A 12,069-nucleotide genomic window follows, 5' to 3' on the forward strand; every position below is an offset into this window, starting at 1 on the left:
TGAGGCGGATGCCGCGACCCGACCTAACCGGACGCGAAGGGCCGCTCGTCGGGGGCGTTGCGCCGAGACCGGAGCATGCCGCCTGTGGCGGCCAACCAGCATCCGAAGATCACGAGCGGAAAGCCGATGAGCAGTCCTACGGTGATCTGCTCCCCCAGCACGATCACGCCGAGCAGGATCGCCACGATCGGGTTGACGTAAGTGAACAGCGGTGCGCGCACGGGCCCGACCCGGGCGATCAGCGCGAAGAACACCATGAAGGCGACAGCCGTGCACAGCACCGCCAGAGAAAGCAGCGAAACCGTGCTCTGCAGCGTGGGCACCTGATGCTGGGTGAGCAGAGCGATCGGGAGGTAGAAGATGCCTACGGCCGCGAGCGACAGCGTGATCGTGCCGAGTGAGGGCACGTCGACCAGTTTGCGCGCGATGAGGAACGGTGCGGTCGCGTAACACACCGCGACCAGCAGGACCTCGCCCAGCGCGATCAGACCGGCACCTCCGGAGACCGCGAGGCCCGGCCCCGAGACGATCACTGCCACGCCGGCGAAGCCGACCACGAGCCCGATCGCGCGGGACGGACGAAGCACCGACCGGTCGCCTCCGGCGAGGGCGATCATCGCGGCGAACAGCGGCACGGTCGCCACCAGGAGTCCGGTGAGCCCGGATGGGAGCGTCTGCTCCGCGTGCCCCAGCAGCAGGAAGGGTCCGGCCATCTCGATCGCGCCGAACGCGAGCACCCAGCCGATCTTGGCGAACGCCGGGCCCAGCGCTCGCGCGCGGAGCGCGAACGGAAGGAGCAGGAGCGCGCCGACGAGTGTGCGCCCCGAGACGACGGCGGCGGGCGAATACGAGTCGACGGCTTGCTTGATGAACAGATAGGGCAGGCCCCACAGCAACGCCATCGCGCCGAAGAGAATCCACGCGCGAGCGTCGAATCGTGTGAGAGGGGCGGCCATCAGACCGCGCGACGCCCTTCGAACGCGCGACCGAGGGTGACCTCGTCGGCGTACTCGAGATCGCCGCCCACCGGAAGCCCGGAGGCCAGGCGGGTCACCGAGATCTCGAGGGTGTGCAGGAGCCGGCTCAGATAGGTCGCCGTGGCTTCGCCCTCGAGGTTGGGGTTGGTGGCGAGGATGACCTCTTGCACCGTGCCGTCGGCGAGACGCTGCATGAGCTGACGGATGCGAAGGTCGTCGGGGCCGATGCCGGCGATCGGGCTGATCGAACCGCCCAGCACGTGGTAGAGCCCGCGGAACTCCCGCGTGCGCTCGATCGCTGCGACGTCCTTCGCGTCTTCGACGACGCAGATCAGGGTCGCGTTGCGGCGGGGATCCCGGCAGATCGCGCACCGATCCTGCTCAGAGACGTTGCCGCAGATCTCGCAGAAGCGCACCCGCTCGCGGACGTGGGCGAGGAGCTCGGCGAGCTGGGTGACGTCGAACGACGGCGTCTGAAGGATGTGGAACGTGATGCGCTGCGCCGACTTCGGCCCGATGCCCGGAAGTCGGCCGAACTCGTCGATGAGATCCTGAACGATGCCGTCGTACATGGTCAGCTGAACCTCGTGGGGGGCTCATAGGGCTCTTCGCGCACGAACGCGGCCCCGAGCATCTGCCGGATGACCGCCTCGCCATAGCGCTGCACTCCCCCGTTGGTTGCCGCGACGCCTCGCGCAGCGGCGTTGCCGATGGGCAGCGGCGGCGCGACGACCGGCGGCACCGGCGCGTCGGCGGTGGGGGCTTCGATGACGTCGGTCGGGTCGAGCTCGTCGTCTTCGATCGAAGGTTCCACCTCGGCGTCGGGCAGAACTGTGCCGTCGAGGCCAGCGGCTCCCCGCGCCGGCGCGGGGGCCAGGGTCGCGGTGCGTGCGCGCGCTGCACCCGCGACGTCTTCGGGTTCGTCGTCGACGGCGAACTGCGACACCGCCGACGGGGCAGGCTGTTCGGTAGGGATCGGCGCGACGGCCCACTCGGTCACCGGGGCAGCGGATGCAGGAGCCGAACGCGCGGGCGGGCGTTCGGCGGCACGACGGGCCGTGGAAGGCGCCTGCCGCTCAGGGCGGTCCGGCTCACGGCGGGTCGACGCGGGCGGCGGTGGGACGTCGCGCGGCGGGACGTCCGGCGGCAGGACGTCGGGCGGCAGGACGTCGGAGGGACCGGGGTCGGAGGGACCGGGGTCGGAAGGACCCGGGTCGTCCGTCTCGGGCGGCGGCTCGTGCGGAGCGATGTCGCTGTCGTGCTTGGCGATGTACTTCACGCGGACGCCCAGCACCGCCACGATCGCCTGACGCAGGTCTTCGCTCGGCCCGGCGCCCGCATTGAGCTTCTTGAACGACGCGACGTCGCTCTGGCTCTGGAACGCGAGACTGAGCACATCGTCGCGGAATCCGATCACGCGCGCACCGCTGGCAACGAGCCACGACGCGCGGCTCGTGGTCTCGAGCGCGCCCAGGATCTCGGGCCACGCATCGCGTATGAGCTGCACGGTCACCGGACCGCGAGGGGCCGGGGGCGATACCACCGGGGGTGACGCTTCGGCGGGCGGACCAACCGGAGCAGGCGCAGCCACCGCAGCAGGCGCAGGGGCGGCCACCGCAGCAGGCGCAGCCACCGCAGCAGGCGCAGCCACCGCAGCAGGCGCAGCCACCGGAGCAGGCGCAGGAGCATGCGCCGCCACCGCAGCAGCCGCGACGCCGATCCCCGCGTGGGTGAGGATACGGGCGACCATGAGCTCGAGCTGCAAGCGCGGCGAGGTCGCGCCGGTCATCTCGTCGAGAGTCGCGATCACGAGGTCGGCGGTGCGCGACAGCCGGTCGGCACCGAAGATCGACGCTTGTCGCGTCATCCGCTCGAGCTCTTCCGAGGGCACTCCGCGCAGCACCGCAGCGGCCCCGCGACCGGTCGCGGCGATGATGATCAGATCGCGCAGACGCTCGAGCAGATCGTCGACGAACCGTCGCGGGTCTTGACCGGTCTGGACGACCCTGTCGACCGCGGCGAAGGCGGCCGACGCGTCGGCGGCCCCGAATGCGTCGATGACCTCATCGAGCAGTTCGGCGTGCGTGTAGCCCAGGAGCGAGACCGCGCGTTCGTATCGCACGCGCACCGCCCCCGAATCCGGCGCCGGATCTGATCCGGCGATCAGCTGGTCGAGCAGCGAGAGGGTGTCGCGCGGCGAGCCGCCGCCCGCTCGCACCACGAGCGGCAGGACGCCGGGCTCGACCGACACGCCCTCGGTCTCGCACAGCGCCTGCACGTACTCGAGCATCGCGGCGGGCGGAACCAGGCGGAACGGATAGTGGTGGGTACGGGAACGGATCGTGCCGATGACCTTCTCGGGCTCGGTCGTCGCGAAGATGAACTTCACGTGGTCGGGCGGCTCTTCGACGAGCTTCAGCAGCGCGTTGAACCCCTGCGGGGTGACCATGTGCGCCTCGTCGAGGATGAAGATCTTGAAGCGGTCGCGCGCGGGCGCGAAGATCGCACGCTCGCGCAGATCGCGGGCGTCGTCGACGCCGTTGTGGCTGGCGGCATCGATCTCGACGACATCCAGCGACCCGCCACCGTCGCGCCCGAGTTCGACGCAGCTGTCGCACGTGCCGCACGGCACGTCGGTCGGACCCTGCGCGCAGTTCAGACACCGCGCCAGGATGCGCGCCGACGTGGTCTTGCCGCACCCGCGCGGGCCCGAGAACAAGTACGCGTGGCCGACCCGGTCGCTGCGCAGCGCCGTCATGAGCGGGTCGGTGACCTGCGACTGGCCGATCATCTCGCCGAACGCCTCAGGACGGTAGCGGCGATAGAGGGCGGTGGTCACGCACCCAGCCTAGGCCGTGCCCGCGACATCCCGCCCGCCCCGTCCACTCCGATCGCGCCTCCCTCGCGGGCGCTCAGGAATCGGCCCCCACCTTCGGGTCGGCAGTCTCCAGTGACGACTCGGTGACGATGATCGGAACGCTCGCCGTGATGACCGGAATCGTCGACGTGACAGTGGGAACCGACGCCGAGAGGAACGTGCCGTCCTCCCTGCGCATGTCGGCGAACTGCTTGAGCGAAGGCTTGCCGGGGATGACCGGACCCTGGTCGGCGAGCGGGACGACGACCTCTTCGCCGTCGCCGACCACGAACGCGGCGCCGCGCACCGAGAAGCCGACAGGCGCGCCACCGCTTGCTGCCACCCGGATCTCGTCACGCGTGATCGTGATCCCCAGCCGCGTGCCCTGCCAGTGCAGCACGAACGCAAGCTCCGGCCAGTCGGCGGGCAGGCGCGGGTCGAACGACAGGTCGCCGAAGTGGTCGCGCATTCCGCCGAAGCCCGAGACGAGGGCCGTCCAGACGCCGCCGGCCGACGCCACGTGGACGCCGTCCGACGCGTTGTGGTGCAGGTCGGCGAGATCGACGAACAGCGACTCCCGGAAGTAGTCCAGGGCGAGGTCCTGGTATCCGACCTCTGCGGCCAGGATCGCCTGTACGACCGCCGAGAGCGTCGAGTCGCCCGTCGTGAGCGGGTCGTAGTACTCGAAGTCGGCCAGCTTCTCTTCGTCCGAGAAGTGATTGCCCTGGAGGAACAGCGCGAGCACGACATCGGCCTGCTTGAGCACCTGGTAGCGGTAGATCACCAGCGGGTGGAAATGCAGGAGGAGGGGCCGCTGGTCGGCCGGGGTCTTCTCGAGGTCCCATACCTCCTTGTCGAGGAAGACGTGGTCCTGAGGGTGGATGCCGAACGCCGGGCTGTAAGGGATGTGCATGGCCTCCGCGGCCCGGTCCCACGCCTCCGGCTCACCAGGTTCGATCCCGAGCCTGTCGACGGCCGCGCGGTAGGCCTCCGGGTCGTCCTCGGCCATCTCGCGCACGGTGCGGGCGGCGAATCGCAGGTTGAATCGCGCCATGACGTTCGTGAAGAGGTTGTCGTTGACGACCGTCGTGTACTCGTCCGGGCCGGTGACGCCGTGGATGTGGAATGTGTCCTCGCCGTCGCTCTCGCGCCAGAACCCCAGAGTCTCCCACAGACGAGCGGTCTCGACGGCGATATCGACGCCCTCGCGGCGGAGGAAGTCGTCGTCGCCGGTGGAGCGCACGTATTTGGCGAGCGCGAAGCTGACGTCGGCGTTGATGTGGTACTGCGCGGTGCCCGCCGCGTAGTACGCGGACGCCTCTTCACCGTTGATGGTGCGCCACGGGAAGAGCGCTCCCGCCTCGTTCAGCTGACGGGCGCGTCGACGGGATGCGGGAAGCATGAGATACCGCATCCGGAGGGCATTGCGAGCCCAGAGCGGGGTCGTGTAAGCCAGGAACGGGAGCACGTAGATCTCGGTGTCCCAGAAATAGTGGCCGCTGTACCCCGACCCGGAGACGCCCTTCGCGGGCACCCCTTGACTGTCCGCGCGGGCGGCGGCCTGGGCGAGCTGGAACAGACACCAGCGCGTCGCCTGCTGGAGGTCGTCATGGCCGCCGATGCGGACGTCGGAACGGGTCCAGAACGCATCCATCCACGCGCGCTGACGCTCGTACTGAAGGGCCACCCCCTCGGAGCGGGCCCGGTCGAGCGTGCGCCGGCAGCGATCCACGAGCTCTCGCGCGGGTACGCCCCGAGACGTGTGATAGCTGACCAGCTTGGTGACCCGGATCGGTACCCCCGCCTTCGCCTGCACGCGGAACACGTTCTTGGCGATGTCGGGCTCGATCAGCGTCCGCGCCGAGAACTCGTTGTCGGTCTCGATGACGTGGTCGGCGACCACGGCGATCGTCATTCCCGAGTCGGCGACCTTATAGCTGAGAGTGGAGCGCAGCCCGTCCTGCCAGTACTCCTGCGGCTGCAGCACCCGCTCGTGGATGCGATCGGCCTTGCGTGGATCGAATCCCGCCTTCTTCGTCGCGTTGGGCGTGCCGCCGTACACATCCTCGCCGTCCTGCCGATTGATCAGCTGGCAGCTGACCGTCACGGGAGCGTCGGAGTTGAGCACGGTGACTTCGACGCTGAGCACGGCGAGGTGCTTCTCTTCGAACGACACCATCCGGTCGAAGTCGATCCGCACGAGCTTGCCCGACGGCGTCGCCCACAGGATGTGACGGCGCAGCACCCCGTCCCGGAAGTCGAGCGAACGCTCGTACTCTCGGATGTCGGCGACATCCAGAGACAGCGGCTCGTCGTCGACGTAGACCCGCATCACCTTCGCGTCGGGCGCGTTGATGATCGTCTGACCCACCTCTGCGAAGCCGTAGGCCTGCTCGGCGTGCCGGATCGGGAAGGTCTCGTGGAACCCGTTGATGAAGGTACCGTGCTCCTGCGCCTGCCTGCCCTCGGGGTGATTGCCGCGGAGCCCCAGGTAGCCGTTGCCGACCGCGAACAGCGTCTCGGTGACGCCGGCGTCTTCCAGGTCGAGGGCGGTCTCGACGAGCCGCCACGGATCGACGGGGAATCGATCGCGATTCATCATGCGGATGCCTCTCGTTCAGGCGCGGGGGCGGTGAAGGCGGAAAGGTCGGGGACGACGAGGTCGGCACCCGCTTCGCGAAGCGCATCGGCACCGACGCCGCGGTCGACGCCGACCACGAGGCCGAATCCCCCCGCGGCGGCCGATGCGACCCCGCTGAGGGCGTCTTCGACGGCGGCGCTGCGGGCGGGTGCGACCCCCAGCATCCGCGCCGCCTCGACGAAGACGTCGGGAGCGGGCTTGGAGGCCAGGTGGTCGCGCTCGGCGATCACCCCGTCCATGATCACGGGGAAGCGATCGATGATCCCGGCAGAGGTGAGCACTTCGCGCGCGTTCTTGGAGCTGGAGACGATCGCGATCGGCGTACCGGCCGCGGCGAGGACGTCGAGCACGGCGATCGAGCCGGGGTAGGCGACGATGCCCTCCTCGCGCAGGACCCGGGCGAAGAACTCGTTCTTGCGGTTGCCGATCCCGCAGACCGTGTCGGCGGTCGGCGGATCGGAGGGATCCCCCCACGGCACCTCGACGTCACGGCTGCGCAGCAGGCTCGCGACGCCGTCGTAGCGCTTCTTGCCGTCGAGGTACTCGAAATAGTCGGCTTCGCCGTAGGGGGGCGTGATGTCCCACTCCGTGAACAGCGTGTCGAACATCGCCCGCCACGCGTCCATGTGCACTTCGGCGGTCGGCGTGATCACCCCGTCCAGGTCGAAGAGCACGGCGTCATACGTCGTGAGATCGGGCAGTTCGGCGGTCACGAAAGCCTCCAGCGAGGGGAGAGGGCGACGGGTGAACGGCTCGACGGTGCGCCGTTATACCAGCGTAGTGCGGGCGTGCGCACGCACGATAACCGGGAACGCCCGACGTCTATCCGCCGGTCGCAGCGAGGGTCTGGCGCGCGATCTCGAGCTCTTCGTTGGTCGGGACCACCAGAACCGTGACGGCCGACGAATCGGTGGAGATGACGCGGATGCCGCGACCTCGCGTCGCATTTCTCTCCTGATCGATCTCGACCCCGGCGAACCCGAGCGTGGCGAGGGCGCCCGCGCGTACCTCGGGTGCGTTCTCGCCGACTCCGGCGGTGAACGAGATGACATCGACGCCGCCGAGCTGGGCCATGTACGACCCGGCGTAGCCGCGAAGGCGGTGCACGTACACCTCGAACGCCAGAGTGGGTGCGGTCTGCCCCGCCTCCACGCCCGCGATGATGTCCCTCATGTCGGAGACGCCGGCGAGGCCCTGCAGCCCGCTCCCGCGGTTCAGGAGCGCGTCGAGGTCGTCGATCGACATGCCGGCACGGCGCGAGAGGTGGAACAGGACGGCGGGGTCGATGTCGCCCGAGCGGGTGCCCATCACCAGACCCTCCAGGGGCGTGAGGCCCATCGAGGTCTCGACCGATCGACCGCCGTCGATCGCGGCGACCGAGGCGCCGTTTCCGAGGTGGAACACGATCTGCCTGAGGTCGCCGAGCGGCCGTCCGAGGAACGCGGCCGCCGCCTCGCTCACGAACTTGTGCGACGTACCGTGGAACCCGTAGCGGCGGATGCGATGGGATGCGGCGAGCTCCGCGTCGATCGCGTACGTGTACGCCGCGGGGGGCAGGGTCTGGTGGAACGCGGTGTCGAAGACGGCGACGTGCGGCACGTCGGGGAACGCCTTCTTCGCGGCGACGATCCCCGCGAGGTTGGCGGGGTTGTGCAGCGGGGCCAGCACCGAGAGATCCGCGATGTTGATCTCGACGAGCGGCGTGATGATCGTCGGTTCGAAGAAGCGCGCACCCCCGTGCACCACGCGGTGGCCGACGGCCGTCGGCGGATGCGCGGCCAGCGACGGCCCGTTCTCGGCGAACGCGTCCAGCATGACGGCGAAACCGGCCGTGTGATCCGGGATCGGCAACTCACGGGAGTAGGTCGCGTCCAGCATCGTCGCCCCTTCGGCCGACGGCGCAAACACGGTGTGCTTCGACACACCCATCGGTTCGCCGATGCGCTCGACGAGGCCGGAGGCCAGCATCCGCTCCGTCTCGACGTCGAGCAGCTGGTACTTGAAGGACGACGATCCGCTGTTGACGACCAGGACCACGCTCACGACGGTTCTCCCTGTGCCTGTATCGCGGTGATCGCGATGGTGTTGACGATGTCGTCCACCAGCGCGCCGCGCGAGAGATCGTTGATTGGCTTGTTGAGCCCCTGCAGGACCGGGCCGATCGCCACGGCGCCCGCCGAGCGCTGCACCGCTTTATAGGTGTTGTTGCCGGTGTTCAGGTCGGGGAAGATGAAGACCGTCGCCCGGCCCGCGACGGCAGAACCCGGCATCTTCGCCTTCGCGACAGCGGCATCGGCGGCCGCGTCGTACTGGATCGGTCCTTCGACCAGCAGCTCGGGGGCGCGCTCGCGCACGAGCGCCGTCGCCGTCCGCACCTTCTCGACCTCCGCGCCCGAGCCGGACTCGCCCGTCGAGTACGAGAGCATCGCGATGCGCGGTTCGATGCCGAACTGCTCGGCGGTCGCTGCCGACGAGATCGCGATATCGGCCAGCTGCTCGCTCGTGGGGTCCGGGATGACGGCGCAGTCCCCGTACACGAGCACGCGGTCGGCGAGCGCCATGAGGAACACTGACGAGACCACCGACACTCCCGGCTTGGTCTTGATGATCTCGAAGGCCGGGCGGATCGTGTGCGCCGTTGTGTGGGCCGCCCCGGAGACCATCCCGTCGGCCAGGCCCAGGTGAACCATGAGGGTGCCGAAGTACGACACGTCGGTCACGGTGTCGGCCGCCTGCGCGTAGGTGACGCCCTTGTGCGCCCGGAGGCGCTCGTACTCGCGTGCGAACCGGTCGACGTACACGGCGTCGAACGAGCTGAGCACCTGAGCATCCCGGATGTCGATGCCGAGCTCGATCGCCCGGTTTCGCACTTCGATCTCTTCGCCGAGGATCGTCAGGTCGGCGATTCCGCGCGACAGCACGGTCGCCGCGGCACGCAGGATCCGGTCGTCGGTGCCCTCGGGCAGCACGATGCGCCGGCGGTCCGAGCGCGAGCGCTCGATGAGGCCGTACTCGAACATGAGCGGGGTCACCACGCTCGCCCGCGCGACTCCCAGTGCCCTGACGAGCTCGTCGGTGTCGATGTGACGCTCGAAGATCGACAGCGCCGTGTCGTACCGCCGCTGCGAGTCGGCGGCGAGGCGTCCGCGGGTATTGATGATCCGCAGCGTCGTCTGGTATGTCCCGAGATCGGTCGCGATCACCGGGAGCGACGAGCTCAGGCCGTCGAGGAGGCGCACGATCGACTCGGGCAGATCGAAACCGCCGTTGAGCACGATGCCGGCGAGCGACGGGAACGTCCCGGACGCGTTGGCGAGCAGCGTCGCCAGGAGCACCTCGGTGCGGTCTGCCGGTACCACCACGATCGCGCTCTCGGTCAGACGCGGCAGCACGTTCACCATCGACATGCCGGCCACCACCACCCCGAGCACTTCGCGCGTCAGGAGCTCCGGGTCGCCTCGCACGAGGCGCCCCTCGACGGAGCGCATCACTCCGCGCACCGACGGAGCCACCAGGAAGCGGTCTTCGGGGAGGGCCCACACCGGAACCACCGGGTGAGCCGCGGAATCGTCGCCGAGGACGGATGCCGTCACCACCGGCGACGCGTCGACCGCGGCGCGGATCGCCGCCACGATCTCGTCGAGCTCGTCGGGATTCGCGCGGTTCGCGACGACGCCGAACAGCTCCGCGCGCTCGTGAGCGAGCTCGACGAGGGCGAGCGCGGAGGTCTGACCCATCTCGGCCGGCGTCCGAGGGGTCGACGAGCCGAGCTGCTCCTCCGAACCCTGCTGGCTGCGTCCGCCGACGACCAGCAGCACGGGGGCGCCGAGATTGGCCGCGATCCGGGCGTTGTAGCCGAGCTCTGCCGGGCTCGAGACATCCGTGAAGTCGCTGCCGAGCACGACGACCGCGTCGCACTGGGCTTCGACGCGCTTGTAGCGCTCGACGATCGTGCCGAGTGCGGCATCCGGATCCGCACGCACGTCGTCGTACGTGACGCCGACGCATTCATCGTAGTCGAGGTCGATCACGGCGTGGGCCAGGAGCATCTCCAGGACGTAGTCGCGCTCCACCGTCGACCGTGCGATCGAGCGGAAGACGCCGACGCGCGGAGTCGCGCGACCGAGCGCATCCAGCACGCCCAGTGCGATCGTGGACTTGCCCGAATGACCCTCTGCCGACGTGATGAAGATGCTCTGCGTCACGGTCTCAGCCTAGAGTCGGCGTGCCGCCGCCACACGGGGATCTCTCGATGTCGCGAGATCGCCTGGGCCCGATCGGGGGCCGGACATGGAAAGACTCTCCGCGCACCCGGCAGAGCCTGGTTACCCTTGCTACGTTTCCGTCCTGGGGGAGTTGGCCTGGATGCCGCCGCGCGGAGAGCTGAGACTATTCTAACCGGCGTCCGGGGCACCTGCGAATCCCCTGCGCCCCGCGCCACCGGTCATGGCTGGAGGTTACGATCGAATAACGCCGGGCGATGATGCCCACCCGCGGACCGGAGGGGGCCCATGGACCACATCGCGCTGGGTGAGTCGGGCACGCCCGACCGATCGCACCCGACACCACCCGTCATGTCGCCCGAGTCGTTCGAGAGTCTGACGAACCAGATCCTCACTTCGGTGGGGACGGTGATCGATGGCAAACCGGATGCCGTCCGCAGCGCCCTCGTCTCGCTCCTGGCAGAGGGGCATCTTCTGATCGAAGACGTCCCCGGCGTCGGCAAGACGATGCTGGCGCGAGCGCTGGCCGCATCGGTCGACGCCTCCGTGCGCCGCATCCAATTCACGCCCGATCTGCTCCCCGGCGACGTGACCGGCGTGAGCGTGTTCAACCCCGTCGATCGCGAGTTCGAGTTCAAGCACGGCGCGATCTTCGCCAACATCGTGATCGCGGACGAGATCAACCGCTCGTCGCCGAAGACCCAGTCCGCGCTGCTGGAGGCGATGGAGGAGGGCCAGGTCACCGTCGACGGACAGACCCACGCGCTGCCCTACCCGTTCCTCGTGGTCGCCACGCAGAACCCGCTCGAGATGGAGGGCACGTACGCGCTCCCGGAAGCGCAGCGCGACCGGTTCATGATGCGCATCTCGATGGGCTACCCCGACGCGCGGTCCGAGGCCCTGATGCTCCGGCAGCGGGATGCGGTGAACCCCCTCGAGGCGCTCACCCCGGTCGTTTCGTCGGCGGAGGTGACCGCACTCATCGGCTGGGCGCGCGCCGTGCACGTCGCCCCCGCGATCGAGGACTACGCGGTGGGGCTGTCGCAGGCGACGCGCACCCACCCCGACCTTCGCCTCGGCGCAAGCCCGCGGGCGACGCTGCAGCTCGTGCGCGCGGCGAAGGTGTGGGCTGCCCTGGACGGCCGGGGGTTCGTCATCCCCGACGACATCACCGCGCTCTTGATTCCCGTCTTCGCGCACCGGCTGATCCCGACGCGCGCAGCGGGCGGAGTGCGCGCCCGATCGACGACGGACGCGATCACCGGCATCCTCGAGCGCATCGCCGCCACCGTCCGCGTGCCCCTTGCGGCTCGGCAGTGACGACGTCATCCGTGAAGAGTTCCCCGCCCACCAGACAGTGACCCGACAGTG

8 protein-coding genes and 1 other RNA gene are annotated in these 12,069 nt (G+C 69.3%); 1 reads left to right on the top strand and 8 read right to left on the bottom strand.

Translation table 11 applies throughout. The features are described 5' to 3' along the window. Nucleotides 1-23: 23 nt before the first annotated feature. The 8 genes from F6B43_RS08965 to ffs all read right to left on the bottom strand — a co-directional run bounded on the left by F6B43_RS08965 (nt 24) and on the right by ffs (nt 10,863). Nucleotides 24-956 carry a DMT family transporter gene (locus tag F6B43_RS08965; protein ID WP_150448623.1) on the bottom strand — a complete coding sequence of 311 codons (933 nt, stop codon included), beginning with the start codon at nt 954-956 and terminating at the stop codon, nt 24-26. Beyond that, nucleotides 956-1,549 carry a recombination mediator RecR gene (recR, locus tag F6B43_RS08970; protein WP_150448624.1) on the bottom strand — a complete coding sequence of 198 codons (594 nt, stop codon included), beginning with the start codon at nt 1,547-1,549 and terminating at the stop codon, nt 956-958. The genes F6B43_RS08965 and recR overlap by 1 nt, the downstream gene beginning before the upstream one ends. Nucleotides 1,550-1,551: 2 nt before the next feature. Then, nucleotides 1,552-3,816 (bottom strand): DNA polymerase III subunit gamma and tau, encoded by a 2,265-nt coding sequence (locus tag F6B43_RS08975; RefSeq protein WP_150448625.1) that lies wholly within the window; start codon nt 3,814-3,816, stop codon nt 1,552-1,554. 73 nt (nt 3,817-3,889) lie between these two features. Beyond that, nucleotides 3,890-6,436 carry a glycoside hydrolase family 65 protein gene (locus F6B43_RS08980; protein ID WP_150448626.1) on the bottom strand — a complete coding sequence of 849 codons (2,547 nt, stop codon included), beginning with the start codon at nt 6,434-6,436 and terminating at the stop codon, nt 3,890-3,892. Beyond that, complete coding sequence (locus F6B43_RS08985; protein ID WP_150448627.1) at nt 6,433-7,188, bottom strand: HAD family hydrolase; 756 nt, start codon at nt 7,186-7,188, stop codon at nt 6,433-6,435. The genes F6B43_RS08980 and F6B43_RS08985 overlap by 4 nt, the downstream gene beginning before the upstream one ends. 109 nt (nt 7,189-7,297) lie before the next feature. Further along, complete coding sequence (locus F6B43_RS08990) at nt 7,298-8,518, bottom strand: acetate/propionate family kinase (RefSeq protein WP_150448628.1); 1,221 nt, start codon at nt 8,516-8,518, stop codon at nt 7,298-7,300. Further along, entirely contained in the window at nt 8,515-10,680 is a 2,166-nt protein-coding gene (gene pta / locus F6B43_RS08995) for a phosphate acetyltransferase (protein WP_150448629.1), read from the bottom strand. Before pta ends, F6B43_RS08990 begins: the two co-directional genes overlap by 4 nt. 86 nt (nt 10,681-10,766) lie before the next feature. Continuing rightward, nucleotides 10,767-10,863, bottom strand: an RNA gene (gene ffs / locus F6B43_RS09000) — signal recognition particle sRNA small type. A 186-nt stretch (nt 10,864-11,049) separates the two neighbouring features. Between ffs and F6B43_RS09005 the strand changes: the two genes are divergently transcribed. After that, complete coding sequence (locus F6B43_RS09005) at nt 11,050-12,018, top strand: AAA family ATPase (protein WP_150449509.1); 969 nt, start codon at nt 11,050-11,052, stop codon at nt 12,016-12,018. The last annotated feature ends 51 nt before the right edge of the window (nt 12,019-12,069 follow it).

The sequence above is a fragment of the Microbacterium rhizomatis genome, assembly GCF_008710745.1.
Taxonomy (GTDB): domain Bacteria; phylum Actinomycetota; class Actinomycetes; order Actinomycetales; family Microbacteriaceae; genus Microbacterium; species Microbacterium rhizomatis.